The organism is Streptomyces sp. NPDC001415 (assembly GCF_053597395.1).
In genome coordinates this window covers 229,665-248,287 of the sequence record NZ_JBSFIE010000003.1, presented here as the reverse complement: position 1 = coordinate 248,287, position 18,623 = coordinate 229,665, and the positions used below count along the sequence as shown (strand labels likewise).

The following is an 18,623-nucleotide window of genomic DNA, read 5'->3' as shown; positions in this document are numbered from 1 at the left end:
CGGGCGGTGAACGGGCCGGTGCGGGGGTGCGCCGTCGCAGCCCCCGCACCGGCCCGGGTGCTACGCCTGCCCGGCCGGGCGGCGGCGCCTGCGCAGCGCGGCCGTGCCGGTGAGGCCGAGCGCGAGGAGCGCGCCCGCGCCGGCCACGGTGGAGACCGCCGTCAGGGAGCCGTCGTCCTGCCCGGCCGCGACGGCCGCGGCCTGGGCGGCCTGGGCCCGGGTCTCCTCGGCCGACTCGCCGTAGCCGCCGGCCTTGCCCGACCTGGCGTACGCCGAGCCCGGCAGCTTGTCGCCGTACGCCTTGGCGACGCGCTTCTGGTAGGCGGCGAGCGTGGTGCCGTTCGCGCCGACCGCCTTGACGGCGTCCTCGTCGAGCGGCAGCACCTTGCTGTCCTTCTCGACGTACCAGGCGTTGATCTGCGGCTCCTGGAAGACGGTGCCGCCGGGGAGTTTCGCGGCCCCGGCCGCCGCATAGCGGGTCTCGTCGTCGCCGGTGGCTATGTTGACCACCTTCCAGGAGGCGCCCTGCCGAACCGTCCACAGCGAGGCCTTCTGGCCGTCCGACGAGACGGCCGTCGAGGCCAGGTACTCCAGCTGTGCGACGGGGGCTCCCGCCTGCCCCGCCACGAACCGCGGGGAGAGCGCGTAGACGGGCACCGCGTCACCCTCGATGTGCGGGGCGGCGGCCTTCAGCGCCACCTTGCCGTCCCGCGCGAAGAAGCGGGAGAGCGTGTCGAGGGTGGCCGGGGCGCTCGCGGCCTGGCGGGCCGCGGCCTTGGACTCGGCGGAGGCGAGCGGCACCTGGTCGGCGAAGGCGTGCGGGGCAGCGAGACCGATGAGGGCCGCGGCGACCGCGACCGCGGGTGCGAGGCGGGTCAGCTTCATCGTCGTCACGCCCCGATCCGGTACAGCGAGTGGGTCCAGGAGAAGGAGTTGTTGTCCACGTACCAGTCGTGCGACGCCCAGTTGTAGCGGGTGCTGGAGGGCCATGGATCGCCCCAGTACACCCAGCTGCTCGCGGTGTCGTAGCCGTACAGGACGTGCATGTGACCGCCGCCGCTGGACCACTGGATGCGGGTCTCGATCGGACGGTTGTTGTTGATCTCGGTCTGTACGGTCGAATAGCGCAGCCAACCGCTCACGTACGAGCCCGAGTTGATGCCGGCCCAGTCCAGGGCGTTCTGCACATTGCCCAGGTCGGCCTGCCAGTTGGGGCAGTCGTAGCCCTGCGCCCGGCCGAAGGCCGCGTTGCAGAACTGGTTCTGCGTGTAGTTGCGGCCGAACCAGGTGGCGATGGTGTTGCCGCTGCCGGCCCAGCACCAGTTGTTCTTCTGCTGGGACTGCATCGTGATGTTGAGCTTCTTGGCACTCGCCGCGGCGGCTGCGGCGGGCACCGGCTGGTCGCTGTGCGGGGCGGCGGTGGCCGTTGCCGTGGGGGCGGCAAACAGGGCCGCCACCACGAGGGTGAGGGCGGACAGCCGTCTCTTCTTGCTGCGCATCGCGTTCCTCCCATGGCGGGGTGGGGGGTTGGGGATGGTGGAGGATCGCGTCCGGACGCTTGCGGTTGAGCATCGGGCGTTGTCGAGAACTGGTCAACGCGCTTCAATGCGGGGTGGGACGCGGGTGTGAACGAAGTGGCCGGAGTGTGAACAACTCCCGGTCCGCCACCAGGTTTTCCCCGACCTGCCGCAGCCTCGCGCCCACCCCCCACCGTGAACGTTCACTGAGGAGTCCCCCATGCTCCACACCGAGGCCGATCTGGCGCAGGTGCTGCACACCGGCCCGTTCCACCTGGCACTGCGCGCCGCGCTGTCCGTTCGGGGTCTGCCGCTCCAGCGGGTCCAGCACCATCTCGCCGGGCGCGGCATCAAAGTCGGTGTGACCAGCCTGAGTTACTGGCAGCAGGGGGCGCGCCGGCCGCAGCGCCCCGAGTCGCTGCGCGCCGTGCGCGGCCTGGAAGAGGTGCTCGGCCTGCCCGCGAACTCCCTGCTGCGCCTCCTCGACGACACCTCCGCGGCCGAGGTCGAGCGTCCCGCCGGGCGCTCCTACCGTTCGCTGGTCGAGGCGTCCGGGGTGGTGGAGCAGCTCATCGGCGAGCTGGAGTCCCCGGTGGACGGCGGGCTGCACACCGTCGGCCATCACGAGCGGGTCCGTATCGGCGCGGCCCGGGAACTGCGCGGCCGAGACTCGCAGCACGTCGTACGGGCCCACCGCGACGGCATCGACCGCTATCTGGCCATCCACCGCGGGGACGCCGACTGCGATCCGGCCCGGGTCGAGGTGCGCGCGGGCGAGAACTGCCGCACCGGCCGCGTCCGCTGGGACGCGGCCAGCGGGGTCCTGGTCGCCGAGCTGCTCTTCGACACCCGGCTGCGGGCCGGCGAGACGTACCTGTTCGGATACGGCTTCGAGGACGGTACGGGCGGTCCGAGCCGGGAGTACGTGCGCGGCTTCAGCTTCGCGGGCGGCCAGTACGTGTTGCAGGTGCGGTTCGACGAGCGGGCCCTGCCGGCCCGCTGCCGCCGCTTCGCCCAGACCTCCACGGGCGCCACCCGCTCCGGCCGCAGCGACCTCACCCTCAGCGGCCGGCACCGCTCGGTGCACCTGGTGGAGCAGGGGGTGCGGCCGGGGATCCTGGGGATCGACTGGGACTGGGAGTGAGCGCCCGGGGCCTGGCCGGGGCGGGGTGCGCCGGGTGCGCCAATGTCGTGGGCGTCGGCTTCAAGGGCCTCGGGTCAGGCGTCGGGGCCCGCCACCAGCTGGCCGTCCTTGAGCTTCACCGGCACCTTGGGCAGCGGCACGGTGGCCGGGCCCTGGACGGGCTTGCCGGTCATCACATTGAAGCGGCTGCCGTGGCAGGGGCAGTTCGCGTGGCCGTCCTCGATCTTCTCCAGGAGGCAGCCCGCGTGCGTGCACTGGGCGCTGAACGCCTGGTACTCGCCCTTCGCCGGGCAGGACACCATGACCCGCTGCTCGCGGTAGAGCTTGGCACCGCCGACCGGGACCGCGTCGGGCGAGCCGAGCGGTTCCGGCGAGGTCGGGGTCGGGGTCTCAGCGTGGCCGAGCTTGGACTCGGTGGAGCAGGCCGCTACGCCGACCCCCGCGGCCCCGGCGAGGGCGGCGCCTTTCAGCACGGTGCGACGGGCGGCGGGCTGGCCGGTCATGGGTACTCCACTGATCACTGGTCTCGGTCGGTCGCCTGCGCGGCCGACGCGGTCGTCGCGCGCAACCGACCCGGGTTGCGCGATCGACGATACCGGCGCAGATCGCCCGCCCTTCGCCGGGGCTGCCGCAGCGGCCGTGGGATGGGTTACGTTCTGGGCCGTGATCGTCGTCGCCGGAGAGTCCCTCATCGACCTGGTGCCGCAGCACCCCGAGGATCCGCTGGGGCCGCTGGCACCGCGGCTCGGTGGCGGCCCGTACAACACAGCGGTCGCACTGGGCCGGCTAGGCGCGGGGGCCGCCTTCTGCTCCCGGGTCTCCACGGACGGCTTCGGCGAGGCCCTCCTCGGCGGGCTGCGCTCGGCCGGGGTGGACACGTCCCTGGTGCAGCGCGGCCCGGAGCCGACGACGCTCGCGGTGGCGAGCCTCGCGCCGGACGGCTCCGCGAGGTACGGCTTCTACGCCGACGGCACCGCCGACCGCCTCTTCGAAGTCCCCCCTCAACTACCGCCCACGGTAAGCGCGTTGGCGCTGGGCACGTGCTCACTGGTACTCGAACCGGGCGCTACCGCGTACGAGGCGCTGCTGCGCAGAGAATCCGCCCGGGGCGTCCTCACCCTGCTCGACCCGAACATCCGCCCCGGCCTGATCCCGGACCCGGACGCCTACCGGTCCCGCTTCAGAAGCTGGCTGCCGTACGTATCCCTCCTGAAGCTCTCGGAGGAGGACGCGGCGTGGCTGGGCGGCGAGGTGGAGGAGTGGCTGGCGGCGGGCCCGCGGGCGGTGGTGCTGACCAGGGGCTCGGCAGGCCTGACGGTCCACACCGCCGAAGGCGCGGAGCACTCCGTGCCCGCCGAGCGGGTGGAGGTGGTGGACACGATCGGCGCGGGCGACACGGTGAACGCGGCGCTCCTGCACCGCCTCCCGACCCGCACCGCCCTGGCCGCGGCCGACTGGCCGGAAGTACTCCGCCACGCGGCGAGAGCAGCGGCCCTGACCTGCACGAGAGAGGGCGCCCAGCCGCCAACCGCGGAGGAACTACCCACCACGTGACGCCCGGCCGGCCCTGACCAGCCCCAGGGAGCAACCCCGACCGCTTGCGGCCACGGCGCCCCCTCCTCCGGCAGCGGTGGGGGGGCGGCCTCCGACCCGGGGCGCAGGGCGCGGGCCCGGAACCGGGATGCAGAGGCCCGAGCCCCCGCCGCCGGGGCTCAGGGCGCGGGCTCCGAACCAGGGGCGCAGGGGGCGGAGCCCCCGCCGGGGTCGAGGGGCGGAGCCCCCGGGGGTCTGGGGCGGAGCCCCGGGAAACAAACCCTCCCCACCCCACCCACCCCCGGAGGGTCTCGGGAAGGGGCGGGGTGGGAACTCAGGCCTTACGAGCCCGAGCCGCCTTCTTCGCCGGAGCCGCCTTCTTGGCAGCGGAAGCCGTCCGAGCAGACGCAGACGCCGTCTTCTTCGCCGGCGCAGCCTTCGCCGCGGAAACCGCCTTCTTGCCCGCCGCCTTCTTCACCGGCTTCCGCACCGGAACGGACGCGTCACTGATCCGGTCCGCCCCCAGAATGTCCCGCAGGAACTTCCCCGTGTGGCTGGCCGGCTCGGAGGCGACCTGCTCGGGGGTGCCCTCGGCGATGACCAGGCCACCCCCGTTGCCACCCTCGGGACCCATGTCGACAACCCAGTCCGCCGTCTTGATGACGTCCAGGTTGTGCTCGATGACGATCACCGAGTTCCCCTTGTCGACCAGCCCCGAAAGCACCTTGATCAGCTTCGAGATGTCCTCGAAGTGCAGCCCGGTGGTGGGCTCGTCGAGCACGTACACCGTCCGCCCCGTGGACCGCTTCTGGAGCTCGGAGGCGAGCTTCACGCGCTGCGCCTCACCACCCGACAGCGTCGGCGCGGACTGCCCGAGCCGGACATACCCGAGCCCGACCTCGTTCAGCGTCCGAAGGTGACGGGCGATCGTCGGAACGGCCTCGAAGAACTCCAGGCCCTCCTCGATCGGCATGTCGAGGACCTCGGCGATGGACTTGCCCTTGTAGTGGACCTCCAGCGTCTCCCGGTTGTAGCGCGCCCCGTGGCAGACCTCGCACGGGACGTACACGTCCGGCAGGAAGTTCATCTCGATCTTGATGGTGCCGTCGCCCGAGCAGTTCTCGCAGCGGCCGCCCTTGACGTTGAAGGAGAAGCGCCCGGGGAGGTACCCGCGGACCTTGGCCTCCATGGTCTCCGCGAAGAGCTTCCGCACATGGTCGAAGACGCCCGTGTACGTCGCCGGGTTGGACCGCGGGGTGCGGCCGATGGGCGACTGGTCGACGTGCACGACCTTGTCGACCAGGTCGTCGCCGTCGACCCGGGTGTGCCGCCCGGGCACGCCGCGCGCCCCGTTCAGCTCCCGGGCCAGGTGCGTATAGAGAATGTCGTTGACCAGCGTCGACTTGCCCGAGCCGGAGACGCCGGTGACGGCGGTCAGCACGCCGAGGGGGAACGAGACGTCGATGTCGCGGAGGTTGTTCTCCTTTGCGCCGTGCACGGTGAGCCGGCGCGTGGGATCCATGGGCCGCCGGACGTCGGGCAGCGGGATCGACTTCTTGCCCGCCAGGTACTGGCCGGTCATCGACTCCTTGTTGCTGAGCAGCTGCTTCAACGGGCCGCTGTGGACGACCTTTCCGCCGTGCTCACCGGCGCCCGGACCGATGTCGACGACCCAGTCGGCCACCTTGATGGTGTCCTCGTCGTGCTCGACGACGATCAGGGTGTTGCCCATGTCCCGAAGGCGTACGAGCGTCTCGATCAGACGGTGGTTGTCGCGCTGGTGCAGCCCGATCGACGGCTCGTCCAGGACGTAGAGCACGCCGACCAGGCCGGAACCGATCTGGGTGGCGAGCCGGATGCGCTGGGCCTCGCCGCCGGAGAGCGTGCCGGCCGCGCGGTTGAGCGAGAGGTAGTCGAGGCCGACGTCGACCAGGAACTTCAGCCGCTCGTTGACCTCCTTCAGGACTCGCTCGGCGATCTTCTTGTCCCGGTTGTTGAGCTTCAGCTCGGCCAGGAAGTCCGCACAGTCGCTGATCGACATCGCGGAGACCTCGGCGATGGACCGCTCCATCACGGTGACCGCGAGGACGAGGGGCTTCAGGCGCGTGCCCTCACAAGTGGGGCAGGGCACCTCGCGCATGTAGCCCTCGAAGCGCTCGCGGGCGCCGTCGCTCTCCGCCTCGGAGTGGCGCCGCTTGACGAACGGCACCGCGCCCTCGAAGGAGGTCGTGTAGGCCCGCTCGCGGCCGTACCGGTTGCGGTAGCGGACCTCGATCTGGGTCTTGTGGCCGTAAAGCAGCGCCTTCTTGGCGCGCTGCGGGAGCCCGGCCCAGGGGATGTCGGTGCGGAAGCCCAGCTCGTCGGCGAGCGCGCCCACCAGACGGGCGAAGTAGTCCTTGGTGTGGCCGAGCGACCACGGCGAGACCGCTCCCTCGTCGAGGGACTTGTCCTCGTCCGGGATGATCAGCTCGGGGTCGACCTCCATGCGCGTACCGATGCCCGTGCAGTCGGGGCAGGCGCCGAACGGTGAGTTGAAGGAGAAGGAGCGCGGCTCCAGCTCCTCGAAGGACAGGTCGTCGTACGGGCAGTAGAGGTGCTCCGAGTACATCCGCTCGCGCTCGGGGTCGTCGGCGGCGAGGTCGACGAAGTCGAGCACGACCATGCCGCCGGACAGGCCCAGCGCGGTCTCCACGGAGTCGGTGAGGCGGCGCTTGGCGGAGTCCTTCACCGTGAGGCGGTCGATGACCACCTCGATGGTGTGCTTCTCCTGCTTCTTCAGCTTGGGCGGCTCGGCGAGCTGGATGGTCTCGCCGTCGACCCGGGCCCGGCTGTAGCCCTTGGTCTGGAGGTCGGCGAAGAGGTCGACGAACTCGCCCTTGCGCTCACGCACCAGCGGCGAGAGCACCTGGAAGCGGCTGCCCTCGGGCAGTTCGAGCACCTTGTCGACGATGGCCTGCGGCGACTGGCGCGAGATGGGCCGCCGGCACTCGGGGCAGTGCGGCTTGCCGATGCGCGCGAAGAGCAGACGCAGGTAGTCGTAGACCTCGGTGATGGTGCCGACCGTCGAGCGCGGGTTGCGCGAGGTCGACTTCTGGTCGATGGAGACGGCGGGCGACAGACCTTCGATGAAGTCGACGTCCGGCTTGTCCATCTGGCCGAGGAACTGGCGGGCGTAGGACGACAGCGACTCGACGTACCGCCGCTGCCCCTCCGCGAAGATCGTGTCGAAGGCGAGCGAGGACTTGCCCGACCCGGACAGACCCGTGAAGACGATGAGGGAGTCGCGCGGCAGGTCGAGCGAGACGTTCTTCAGGTTGTGCTCGCGCGCGCCACGGACGATGAGACGGTCGGCCACGCCGGTCCGCACCTTTCTAGAGAGAGCGAGGGAGCTCCAGGAGCCCCCGTCCCAGGGTATGGGGGGCGCCACGGTGATGTTGTTGATTCTTGGATGAATCCGGACACGTTCCGAACGGGATCCGGAGAAGGGAACCGACTACGAGCGTATAGCACGCGCATTCGATTTACGGACTCGTCCGGCCACCTTCACCCGGACGAGTGGCGGGGCTATCGTCGGCGCCATGATTGATCACGCACGCGACCTGGCCTCTGTACGCGAAGCCACCGAACGACTGCTCACCGCAGCCGCCGCACTGGACAACGCCTCCGTCACCGAGCCGTCACGGCTGCCCGGCTGGAGCCGCGGCCATGTGCTGGCCCATATCGCACGGAACGCGGATGCGCTCGTCAATGTGCTGGCCGGGCGGCCCATGTATGCGAGCCCCGAGACCCGGGACGCGGACATCGACCGCGACGCGCCCCGCCCGCTGGACGCCCAGCTCGCGGACGTACGCGAGAGCGCGGCCGGCTTCCAGGCGGAGGGCGAGCGGCCCGCCGACTGGTCGCGCACGGTCGAGCTGCGCAACGGCGTCACCGACGCCGCCGCCCGCGTGCCCTTCCGCCGCCTCGTCGAGGTCGAGCTGCACCACGTGGACCTCGGGATCGGATACGAGCTCGAAGACCTCCCCGCGGACTTCGTCCGGCGCGAGATCGACTTCCTCGCCGAGCGGTTCGCCGGGCACAAAGACCTTCCGTCGACCACTCTGACCGACGACACCGGCCGGTCCTGGACCACCGGCGGCGGCGCCGACGGCGGCCCGGTCCAGGTGGGCGGAACCGCCGCGGACCTCGTCGGCTGGCTCGCGGGACGGCGTGACGGCGCCGCCCTCAGGGTGACCGGCGGCGCGCTGCCCACCCTGCCCCCGCTGTGACCTCGGCGATAGGCTGAGCCCATGACGTACAGCGGAGCGGTGAAGGCCGGCGGACCGGCCGATGTGCACGAGCTGACGGACCTGATGATCTCCAAGGTCGAGGTCGGGTCGATGAGCAACAACGCGTATCTGCTGCGCTGCCGGACCACCGGCGAGCAGCTGCTCATCGACGCGGCGGCCGACCCCGCGACGCTGCTCACGCTGATCGGTGACGACGGCATCGCGTCCGTCGTCACCACCCACCGGCACGGCGACCACTGGCAGGCGCTCGCCGAGGTCGTCGCCGCGACGGGCGCGCGCACCTACGCGGGCCGCTACGACGCCGAGGGCATCCCGGTACCGACCGATGTCCCCGTCGAGGACGGTGACACGATCAGGGTCGGCCGCGTCGAGCTCACCGCGCGCCACCTCGTCGGCCACACGCCGGGCTCGATCGCCCTGGTCTACGACGACCCGCACGGCCACCCCCATGTGTTCACCGGCGACTGCCTGTTCCCGGGCGGCGTGGGCAACACCTGGAAGGACCCGGAGGCCTTCGCCAGCCTCATCCGCGACGTCGAGACCAAGCTCTTCGACGCCCTGCCGGACGAGACCTGGGTCTACCCCGGCCACGGCAACGACACCACCCTCGGCGACGAGCGCCCGCACCTGCCGGAGTGGCACGCACGGGGCTGGTAGCCGCCCCGCGGCGGCGCGTTCCGCCGCCGGTTCCGCCGAGGGAACCGATCCGTTCGGTGCGCCGTAGAAGTCCATGCCTCGATCGTGGCACCCGCCACTGACAATCGGCGGTGCAGCCGTGCCCCCGCCCGCCGTCCGGCGAGCTTCCGCGCGCCCCCGTAACGGATGATCACCCGGGGTAGTTGGCGCGACATGCGCACCCCAACTCCCCCCACCTCTCCCGCTCCCCCGTCGATGCTCCGTCTCGCGGCGGCCTCGCTCGCGGGCACCGCCATCGAGTTCTACGACTTCTTCGTGTACGGGACGGCGGCCGCCCTGGTCCTCGGCCCGCTGTTCTTTCCGACGTTCTCCGCGCTCGCGGGAACTCTGGCCGCCTTCGGCACCTTTGGTGTCGGCTTCCTGGCCCGCCCCCTGGGCTCGGTCCTCTTCGGGCACATCGGCGACCGCTACGGGCGCCGTCCCGTCATGTTCGCCTCGCTCACGCTGACTGGGCTCGCGACGGTGGCGGTCGGCTGTGTGCCCTCGTACGCCTCGATCGGTATCGCGGCGCCCTCGCTGCTCCTGGTGCTGCGTTTCCTCCAGGGGCTCGGGCTCGGCGGCGAATGGGGCGGCGCGGTGCTGCTCACGGCCGAGCACGCGCCCGCCCACCGGCGCGGCCTGTGGACGAGCTTTCCTCAGATCGGTCCCTCCACCGGCTTCCTGCTGGCCAACGGCGTGGTCCTCGCTCTGTCCGCCGGGCTGAGCGACGCCCAGTTCCGCGACTGGGGCTGGCGGGTGCCGTTCTGGGGTGCCGGGCTGCTCGCGCTGGGCGGGCTGCTGCTTCGGACCTCGTTGGCAGAGACGCCGCAGTTCCGCGAGATGGGCGAGCCGGCCAGGCTGCCGCTGCTCGAAGTGGCGCGCGGCCATTGGCGGTTGGTGCTCCTGACCGCGGGCGCCCTCTCGATCGGGTATGCCGTCTTCTACACGGTGTCGACCTGGTCGCTGGCGTACGCGACGGAACGGCTCGGGGTCGACCGCACGGTGATGCTCGTCTGCGTCATGGCGGCTGTCGCGATCATGGGTGCGCTGACGCCGCTCGCGGCTCTGCTCGGCGATCGCTACGGGCGTCGGCCGCTGTGCCTGGTGGGGTGTGCGGCGACGGTGGTGTGGATGTTCCCGATGGTGGCGCTGCTTTCGACCGGCGAGCCGCTGTGGATGTTCGCCGGGTTCCTCGGCGCGATGCTGGCGTTCATCTCGATGTTCGCGGTGATCGCGGCGTATCTGCCGGAGCTGTACGAGCCGCGGGTGCGCTGCACGGGCGCGGCCGTCGGCTACAACCTGGGCGGGGTGCTCGGCGGCGCGCTGACCCCGATCGTGGCTACGGCGCTGGCCCGCGGGGAAGGCCCGCCGTGGGGTGTCGCCGCGTATCTGACCGGCATCGGGCTGCTGAGCCTGGGCTGTTTCGCGCTGCTCCCCGAGACCCGGCCCGCGCCGGTGGCGCAGCCGGGGCCCGGGGCGGAGCCGGAGGCGGCCCCCGCATAGGGAGACCGCCTCGGAGCCGGTCAGGCGCCGATGCTGTCCTTCTGGGGCTCCTCGGCCGCCGTCTGCTTCTTGGCGGCGATGAGGCTGGTGATCGTGGTGATGACCAGGACGCCGCAGATCACGCCGAGCGAGACCGGGATGGAGATCTCGGGGACGTTCATCCCGTTCTCGTGCAGGGCGTGCAGCACCAGCTTCACGCCGATGAAGCCGAGGATCACCGACAGGCCGTAGCTGAGGTGGACCAGCTTCTTGAGCAGCCCGCCGATCAGGAAGTACAGCTGGCGCAGGCCCATCAGCGCGAAGGCGTTGGCGGTGAAGACGATGTACGGGTCCTGCGTGAGACCGAAGATCGCGGGGATCGAGTCCATCGCGAAGAGGACGTCGGTGGTGCCGATGGCGAGCATGACGACCATGAGCGGCGTCAGGATCTTCTTGCCGTTCTTCTCCACGAACAGCTTGGTGCCGTGGTACTTGTCGGCGACGCCGAACTTCTTCTCGACGGACTTCAGGAGGCGGTTCTCCTCGAACTCCTCCTCCTCGTCACCGGAGCGCGCCTCCTGGATGAGCTTCCAGGCGGTGTAGATCAGGAACGCGCCGAAGATGTAGAAGACCCAGGAGAAGTTGGCGATCACCGCGGCGCCGGCCGCGATGAAGATCGCGCGCAGCACGAGGGCGATCAACACGCCGAACAGCAGCACCCGTTGCTGGAGGTGCGAGGGCACCGAGAACTTCGCCATGATCAGGATGAAGACGAAGAGGTTGTCGACGGAGAGCGACTTCTCGGTGATGAAGCCCGCGAAGAACTCGCCGGACGCCTGGCTGTTGCCGAAGAACAGCAGGCCGAGGCCGAAGAGCGCGGCCAGCACGATCCAGACCACGGTCCAGATGCCGGCTTCCTTGACCGACACGTCATGGGGCTTGCGCCCGATGAAGAAGTCGGCCGCGATCAGGGCACACAGACCAAGAATGGTCAGTACCCACAGGGTCATTGAAACGTCCACTGCGCCTCCGGCGTCGTACGGCTACTGATCAGCGTCGTCGCTGCCGGAGGTCTCTTCCACCCGGGCGCCTTCCCTCGCGCCACGGGCCGGCACCCCGGGACCCGTCCCGTGGGTCCGTATTGACGGGAACGCCGCAGTCGGGAGTACTCCCCTCCGCTGCAAGCAGCCTACCCGAATGACCAAGAGAAGGTAAAGAGATTGGTAAAGATCGGCCAAATTGCCAGGTCGGAGGCGTTTGGTCTAGCTCTTACGGTGGAGTCGCCCGCGCCGTTCCGGAACGGGCAGGAGCGCTAGCGGGGCCAGGCGGCGCGGGCCTCGCCGACCTGACCCAGGACCTGCTCCAGGACGCGGCTGTCGGGTGGCGCGAGCGGCGGCTCGTAGGTCCAGGCGTGGCCCACCCAGGGATCGGCGAGGTGGTCGTCGGGCACCGGGGTCAGCCGCAGCAGCGAGCGCCACAGCGGCTGCAGGACCGGCCCGTACTCGCTGGCCTCCTCGCGGTCGGCGACCATCAGGAGGTGCACGCCGACCGAGGGCCCCTCGTCGGCGAGGTAGCGCAGCTGGTTCAGGGCTCGGTCGTCGAAGCCGTGCGGGAAGTCGTTGACGATCAGGAGCTGTTCGGCGGTGTCCATGCCGGGCGGCAGCGCGTCCGCGCCCGCCCCCGCCCGTACCGCCATCTGTACGAGGTCCACGCGCTCGGTGAGCCGGGCCAGTACCTCGGACACCCCGGCCGCGCCCGCCGCCGGGGGCGCGGCGAGCACCCCGGCCCGTGTGAGCGGGGCGAGCCGGGCGGCGGCCGAACCCGCCGGGTCGATGACGTGGACGGCGAACTCATGGGCCGGGTAGACAGCGAGCAGCCGGGCCGCGACCGCCACCGCGGTGTCCACGGCCAGGCCCTTGACCTGGTCGGAGTCCATGAACGCGGCCTCCTCCGAGCCGCCGCGGCCCGAGTCGATCCACAGGCCGCGCTCAAGGGGCAGCCGGACCAGCATCGGAATGCGCAGCTCCGGCTGCTCGGGCAGCCGCAGATCGCCGATCCGCAGGGCCATGGGGAGTTCCATCGGCACTCGGTAGGCGTGCCACACCGGGTTGTCCCAGCGGGCGTACGCGGGCGGCAGGGCGGGCTCGACGACCTCGGACTCGGCGGTCAGCTGGGCGAGGTCGCGGTCGAGGGCCTCCCTTGCCCTGTCGACGAGCTCCTCCCGCTTGGCGCGGGCCTGCTCGCGCGCCCGGTCCCCGGCGGAGCCCATGCGGTCGCGCGGGTCGGACAGGGCGCGGTCGAGTTCCTGCTCCATCCGCGAGTCCGCGAAGTCGACGGCGCTGCGGTAGGCGGCGACGGCGCGGGCCAGGTCCTCGAACATGCCCCAGACCTGGTTGTAGAGCCGCTCGTCCATGGACCAGCCGCTGGCGTCGCCCGCGACGGGCTGCGCGGGCTCGCCGGGGGCCGCGGGCGGCGCGACCGGCGCCGGTGGCGGGGGCGTGCTGGTCTGTCGCCGGGGGTGCGCGTAGTTGATGGGCCCGCCGTCACCGACGGCCTGCTGGGGCGGGGTGACGGGCGGCTGGGCGTCGGCCGGTGCGGGCCCGCCGGAGACTCCGGGCCCGGCGGCGCGCACCCGGGCATCGTCGCTGGTACGGGGCGGGGGCGCGGCCACCGAACGGGAGACGCCGAGCGCGATCGCGTCCTGGATGGCGGCGGCCAGCTGCCCCGCCTCGGACAGCCCCTGGTCGGCCAGCAGGTCGGCGAGGCCGCCCGCGTACCCCTGGCCGATGGCGCGGATCTTCCAGGCGCCCTGGCGGCGGTAGAGCTCCAGGGCCACGACGGCGGACTCGGCGCCGAGCCCCGTGATGGTGTAGCTGGCGATCTCGGTGCCGTCGAGGCCGGTGACGGCGACGAAGGGGGCCGCGACCGCGGCGAACCGGCTGGGCCCCGGCGTCCCGAGCGGCAGCGCGAGGAGCACGTTGACGCGGTGCACGCCCTCGCCCAGGGCCTCCAGGTCCACGGCCAGGCGGTGATCGGCGGCGGCCTGCCGGGAGACCTCCAGGCCGGGCAGGCTCGGCGCGCCGGGGTGGGCGACCCGCTCCGCCCCGCGCACCAGGCCCTGCTCGTCGCCGAGCGTGGCGCCGGCCACGATCGGGGTGCCGGCCGACACCCGGATCTCCAGTCGGGTCTGGGGCAGGGGATGGTTCTGTCCCCGTACCAGCTCGGCCGTCATCGCCTCTGTCCCCTCGTCGAGTTGATGGTGGTGCGTGTGCCGCGCATGCGGTTGCGATGCAGCTCCCGGCGGCCTCGTGCCTCCGGGAGCTGCGGTGTTCGGTCCTGCGATGTCCGGTACCGCGGTGCGGTCAGAGCTGCGGCAGGATCGCCGGCATCAGGTCCTGGAAGGTGCGGCCGTTGGCCGGGTTGCCGATGGCGGTCATCTGCCAGCCGGCGCCCGCGCGGTGCACCTTCGCCATGATCTGCGCGGTGTACTGGCCGCCGCCGTCCAGCGTGTAGCGGGCCAGCTCCTGGCCGTTGGTCTCGTCGACCAGGCGGCAGAACGCGTTCTGCACCTCCTGGAACGTCTGGCCGGTGAACGAGTTCACCGTGAAGACGATCTGGTCGATGTGGACCGGCACGCGCGAGAGGTCGACCAGGATCGACTCGTCGTCACCGCCCTGGCCCGCGCCGCCCACGAGGTTGTCACCGGTGTGCCGGACCGAGCCGTCGTCGCTGACGAGGTGGCGGAAGAAGACCACGTCGACGGGCTGCTTGTCGGCGAAGAGCACCGCCGACGCGTCCAGGTCGATCTCCTGCGTCCGCTTGCCGAACAGGCCCCGGCGCGGTGCCGCCTGCCAGCCGAGCCCCATCCGCACCGCGGTCAGGGTGCCGCCACCCTGCTTCTCCAGGCTGATGGCCTGACCCTTGGACAGATTGACCGTCACGCGCTGTCCCCTCTCCCCATGTGTCGTTCTTGACATGCTTTGCGTTGTTGTACGTTCTCGGGCCCGACCCTACGCAGTGGCCCGGGCCGCGCGAGCACGCGGGGGCTTTTTGTGGCGGTGTTGCAACACACCGCGTACGCACGGCGTCCGCCCCCGCGGCCGGCCGGTCAGGCGAGGCCCGCCTCCTTCATCTGGCGGAGTTCCTTCTTCAGCTCGCCGACCTCGTCGCGCAGCCGGGCCGCCACCTCGAACTGCAGGTCCGCGGCCGCCGCCCGCATCCGGTCGGTCATCTCCTCGATGATTCCCGCCAGTTCGGCCGCGGGACGGTCGGTGAGCTCCTTCTTCGCGCCCTTGCCGGCCTTCCCCGCCTTGCCGCCGAGCGAGGGCACCGGCGCCTTGGCCGCCTTGCCGTCCTTGCCCTTGCGGTATCCGCTGCCGAGCAGTTCCTCGGTGTCGATCTCCTCGCGCGCGATGGTCGCGACGATGTCGTTGATCTTCTTCCGCAGCGGCTGGGGGTCGATCCCCTTCTCCTTGTTGTACGCGATCTGCTTCTCGCGGCGCCGGTTGGTCTCCTCGATGGCCTTCTCCATCGCCGGGGTGACGCGGTCGGCGTACATGTGGACCTGGCCGGAGACGTTGCGTGCCGCACGGCCGATGGTCTGGATCAGGGAGGTGCCCGAGCGCAGGAAGCCCTCCTTGTCGGCGTCGAGGATCGCCACCAGGGAGACCTCGGGCAGGTCGAGGCCCTCGCGCAGCAGGTTGATGCCGACCAGCACGTCGTACTCACCGGCCCGCAGTTCCCGCAGGAGCTCGATACGGCGCAGCGTGTCGACGTCGCTGTGCAAGTACCGCACCTGGATGCCCAGTTCGAGGAAGTAGTCGGTGAGGTCCTCGGCCATCTTCTTGGTCAGCGTGGTGACCAGGACGCGCTCGTCCTTGTCGGTGCGCTTGCGGATCTCGTGGACCAGGTCGTCGATCTGGCCCTCGGTGGGCTTGACCACGACCTCGGGGTCGACCAGGCCGGTGGGGCGGATGATCTGCTCCACGAAGCCGTCGCCGCGGGAGAGTTCGTACTTGCCGGGGGTGGCCGACAGGTAGACGGTCTGGCCGATGCGGCCGAGGAACTCCTCCCACTTCAGCGGCCGGTTGTCCAGCGCGGAGGGCAGCCGGAAGCCGTGGTCGACGAGCGTCCTCTTGCGGGAGGCGTCGCCCTCGTACATCGCGCCGATCTGCGGCACGGTCACATGCGACTCGTCGAGGACCAGCAGGAAGTCCTCGGGGAAGTAGTCGATCAGGGTGTTGGGCGCGGTGCCGGGCTCACGGCCGTCGAAGTGCATCGAGTAGTTCTCCACGCCCGAGCAGCTGCCGATCTGGCGGAGCATCTCCAGGTCGTACGTGGTGCGCATGCGCAGCCGCTGGGCCTCCAGGAGCTTGCCCTGCTTCTCCAGCTCCGCCAGGCGCTGCTCCAGCTCCTTCTCGATGCCGTTGACGGCCTTCTCCATGCGCTCCGGGCCCGCCACGTAGTGGCTGGCGGGGAAGACGTAGAGCGACTGGTCCTCGCTGATGATCTCGCCGGTGATCGGGTGCAGGGTCGAGAGCGCCTCGATCTCGTCCCCGAACATCTCGATGCGGACGGCCAGTTCCTCGTAGACCGGGAAGATCTCGATGGTGTCCCCGCGCACCCGGAAGGTGCCGCGCGCGAACGCCACGTCGTTGCGGGTGTACTGGATGTCGACGAAGCGGCGCAGCAGCTGGTCGCGGTCGATCTCGTCGCCGACCTTGAGCGGCACCATCCGGTCGACGTACTCCTGCGGGGTGCCCAGACCGTAGATGCAGGAGACGGACGCGACCACGATCACGTCACGGCGGGTGAGCAGCGAGTTGGTCGCCGAGTGGCGCAGCCGCTCGACCTCCTCGTTGATCGAGGAGTCCTTCTCGATGTAGGTGTCCGACTGCGGGACGTACGCCTCGGGCTGGTAGTAGTCGTAGTACGACACGAAGTACTCGACGGCGTTGTTGGGCAGCAGCTCGCGGAACTCGTTGGCCAGCTGGGCGGCCAGGGTCTTGTTCGGCGCCATGACGAGCGTGGGGCGCTGGAGCTTCTCGATCATCCAGGCAGTCGTCGCCGACTTTCCGGTGCCGGTGGCGCCGAGAAGGACGACATCCTTCTCACCTGCGCGGATGCGCTTCTCCAGCTCGGCGATGGCCGCCGGCTGGTCACCGCTGGGCTGGTAGGGACTGACGACCTCGAAGGGCGCCACCGTACGTTCGATCTTGGAAACGGGCCGCATGCAACCACCGTACGACTCGCCACTGACAACCGGGGTCCGATCGTGCTCCGGTCACCAGTCGTGCGGCGATGCGGAGCCTTCGCGCGGCGGCTCGGAGGCGGCCCAGCTGGTGCGTTCCGGGAAGGACGGGCGGTGCCGGGGCACGGGGATCGCGCGCGGCGGACGCTTCTCCCAGTCCGGCGTGCCCATCACCACGAGCGGGTCGAACATCACGACCACTCCGGCCAGGACCAGGAAGGCGACGGGCCCGATCAGCATGGGCGCGAGCAGGGAGGCGGGCGACTCCCCGCCGGCCGCGGTGGTGGCGGCGTGGCCGTGCAGCTGGACGCTGAGCGCGGCCATCCCCGTGTAGTGCATGCCGCTGACCGCGACTCCCATGACGAGGCTGGCGCCCAGGCTGGCCAGGAAGCCGTGCACGGAGACGGCGGCCCACAGCGCGGCGGTGGCGGCCACCACGGCGATCACCACGGAGATGCTGACGACGACGGTGTTGTACTCGAACTCCCCGTTCATCGTGATCCCGGCCATGCCCAGGTAGTGCATGGTGGCGACGCCGAGACCCGTGATGGTGCCTCCAGTGACCAGTGCCATGGGGGTGGCGCCCCGGTAGCCGACGATGAAGATGCCGATGCCCACCATCACGATCGCGACGGCCAGGCTGGCGAAGGTGATGCCCCGGTCGTAGCCCAGCGGCGCCTCGTGGACCGTGAAGCCCATCATCGCGATGAAGTGCATGGTCCATATGCCCGAGCCTATGGAGGTGGCGCCGAGGGCCAGCCAGGCGGCCTTGAAGGAGCGCTCGGTCCGCAGGGACCGGGCGGTACAGCGCAGGCCCAGCGCTCCACCGAGGCAGGCCATGATGAACGCCGCCACCGGCGTCACAAGGCCATAGCTGAATCCGTCGACCGTCCCGTGCATACCCGTGTGCCCTTCACCCCGTACCGACTGAAGAGGCCCTACTCCTGATTGCGGCCCTGGTTCGGGGCGACATTAGGGCTCGCTGCGCGACAGGCAAACATTTTCCGGGCAATTTATCGACTCCGGGCAGCCGGGGCGTTCCGTTGTGGGCCGATCCATGCCCTTTCATACCCCTGTTTCACCCCCGGCGGAGCCGGTTTCCCGGACCCGCGCGTCCGGCGGGCGGGCCGCGTTGTCAGTGGGCGGTCGTACGGTGGTCGGCATGGACAGCAGTGCGCAGTTCGTCGAGTGGGCCGTCGTCGAGAGCGACATCGGCCCGCTGCTCCTGGCCGCGACCGGCCAGGGTCTGGTGAACGTGGTGTTCCACGCCGATGAAGCGGTGCGTGACCGGGCGGTGCGGGCGCTCGCCACCCGGTTCGCTACCGAGCCGACCCCGGCGGTGCCCGGCCGGGCGGGCTCCTTGGAGGAGCCCATACGCCAGATCGAGGCCTACTTCGCGGGCGGGCTGCGGGAGTTCACGCTGCCGCTCGACTGGTCGCTGTCGTCCGGGTTCAACCGGCAGGTGCTGCGCGAGCTGGCGGCAGGAGTGCCGTACGGGACGGTGGTGGGCTACGGCGATCTGGCCGGCCGCGTCGGCCAGCCCGGCGCGGCCCAGGCGGTGGGCGCGGCCATGGGGTCGAACCCGCTGCCGGTGGTGGTGCCCTGCCATCGCGTGGTGGAGAGCGACGGCGGCCTCGGCGGGTTCGGCGGCGGCCTGGAGACCAAGCGGCAACTACTCGCGCTCGAAGGCGTGCTGCCCCAGCCGCTGTTCTGAGCAGCGCCGTTCCCCGGGC

Annotated in this window: 15 protein-coding genes; 6 read left to right on the top strand and 9 right to left on the bottom strand. The window is 70.9% G+C overall.

Annotated elements, in window-relative coordinates:
• Positions 1-60: 60 nt before the first annotated feature.
• Positions 61-885 carry a hypothetical protein gene (locus ACWC2B_RS05335; RefSeq protein ID WP_450715233.1) on the bottom strand — a complete coding sequence of 275 codons (825 nt, stop codon included), beginning with the start codon at positions 883-885 and terminating at the stop codon, positions 61-63.
• 5 nt (positions 886-890) lie between these two features.
• Positions 891-1,499 carry a papain-like cysteine protease family protein gene (locus tag ACWC2B_RS05330; RefSeq protein ID WP_450715090.1) on the bottom strand — a complete coding sequence of 203 codons (609 nt, stop codon included), beginning with the start codon at positions 1,497-1,499 and terminating at the stop codon, positions 891-893.
• A gap of 238 nt (positions 1,500-1,737) precedes the next feature.
• Here ACWC2B_RS05330 and ACWC2B_RS05325 point away from each other — a divergent pair, with 238 nt between their 5' ends.
• The gene (locus tag ACWC2B_RS05325; RefSeq protein ID WP_450715089.1) at positions 1,738-2,661 is read left to right on the top strand and encodes a hypothetical protein; all 924 of its coding nucleotides are present in this window, start codon (positions 1,738-1,740) and stop codon (positions 2,659-2,661) included.
• A gap of 74 nt (positions 2,662-2,735) precedes the next feature.
• Here the strand turns inward: ACWC2B_RS05325 and ACWC2B_RS05320 are convergent, their stop codons facing one another.
• The gene (locus tag ACWC2B_RS05320; RefSeq protein WP_450715088.1) at positions 2,736-3,164 is read right to left on the bottom strand and encodes a Rieske (2Fe-2S) protein; all 429 of its coding nucleotides are present in this window, start codon (positions 3,162-3,164) and stop codon (positions 2,736-2,738) included.
• 160 nt (positions 3,165-3,324) lie between these two features.
• Between ACWC2B_RS05320 and ACWC2B_RS05315 the strand changes: the two genes are divergently transcribed.
• The gene (locus ACWC2B_RS05315; protein WP_450715087.1) at positions 3,325-4,215 is read left to right on the top strand and encodes a carbohydrate kinase family protein; all 891 of its coding nucleotides are present in this window, start codon (positions 3,325-3,327) and stop codon (positions 4,213-4,215) included.
• A gap of 313 nt (positions 4,216-4,528) precedes the next feature.
• Here ACWC2B_RS05315 and uvrA read toward each other — a convergent pair whose 3' ends face one another.
• A complete protein-coding gene (uvrA, locus tag ACWC2B_RS05310) occupies positions 4,529-7,549 on the bottom strand; it encodes an excinuclease ABC subunit UvrA (protein WP_450715086.1) in 3,021 nt (1,006 codons plus the stop codon).
• 223 nt (positions 7,550-7,772) lie between these two features.
• On the opposite strand from uvrA, the gene ACWC2B_RS05305 reads away from it, so the two are divergent.
• From ACWC2B_RS05305 to ACWC2B_RS05295, 3 genes are all read left to right on the top strand, one after another.
• A complete protein-coding gene (locus ACWC2B_RS05305) occupies positions 7,773-8,462 on the top strand; it encodes a maleylpyruvate isomerase family mycothiol-dependent enzyme (RefSeq protein ID WP_450715085.1) in 690 nt (229 codons plus the stop codon).
• Positions 8,463-8,483: 21 nt separating this feature from the next.
• A complete protein-coding gene (locus ACWC2B_RS05300) occupies positions 8,484-9,140 on the top strand; it encodes an MBL fold metallo-hydrolase (protein WP_450715084.1) in 657 nt (218 codons plus the stop codon).
• 234 nt (positions 9,141-9,374) lie between these two features.
• The gene (locus tag ACWC2B_RS05295) at positions 9,375-10,661 is read left to right on the top strand and encodes an MFS transporter (protein WP_450715083.1); all 1,287 of its coding nucleotides are present in this window, start codon (positions 9,375-9,377) and stop codon (positions 10,659-10,661) included.
• Positions 10,662-10,681: 20 nt separating this feature from the next.
• Here the strand turns inward: ACWC2B_RS05295 and ACWC2B_RS05290 are convergent, their stop codons facing one another.
• The 5 genes from ACWC2B_RS05290 to ACWC2B_RS05270 form a co-directional block, all read right to left on the bottom strand.
• On the bottom strand, positions 10,682-11,662 hold the full coding sequence (locus tag ACWC2B_RS05290; RefSeq protein WP_450715082.1) for a TerC family protein: 981 nt from the start codon (positions 11,660-11,662) through the stop codon (positions 10,682-10,684).
• 290 nt (positions 11,663-11,952) lie between these two features.
• Entirely contained in the window at positions 11,953-13,872 is a 1,920-nt protein-coding gene (locus ACWC2B_RS05285; protein ID WP_450715081.1) for a TerD family protein, read from the bottom strand.
• Between the two features lie 130 nt (positions 13,873-14,002).
• Entirely contained in the window at positions 14,003-14,581 is a 579-nt protein-coding gene (locus tag ACWC2B_RS05280) for a TerD family protein (protein WP_450715080.1), read from the bottom strand.
• A 167-nt stretch (positions 14,582-14,748) separates the two neighbouring features.
• Entirely contained in the window at positions 14,749-16,872 is a 2,124-nt protein-coding gene (uvrB, locus tag ACWC2B_RS05275) for an excinuclease ABC subunit UvrB (protein ID WP_450715079.1), read from the bottom strand.
• A gap of 51 nt (positions 16,873-16,923) precedes the next feature.
• The gene (locus ACWC2B_RS05270; RefSeq protein WP_450715078.1) at positions 16,924-17,790 is read right to left on the bottom strand and encodes an MHYT domain-containing protein; all 867 of its coding nucleotides are present in this window, start codon (positions 17,788-17,790) and stop codon (positions 16,924-16,926) included.
• A 262-nt stretch (positions 17,791-18,052) separates the two neighbouring features.
• Between ACWC2B_RS05270 and ACWC2B_RS05265 the strand changes: the two genes are divergently transcribed.
• Positions 18,053-18,604 carry a methylated-DNA--[protein]-cysteine S-methyltransferase gene (locus tag ACWC2B_RS05265; RefSeq protein ID WP_450715077.1) on the top strand — a complete coding sequence of 184 codons (552 nt, stop codon included), beginning with the start codon at positions 18,053-18,055 and terminating at the stop codon, positions 18,602-18,604.
• Positions 18,605-18,623: the final 19 nt, after the last annotated feature.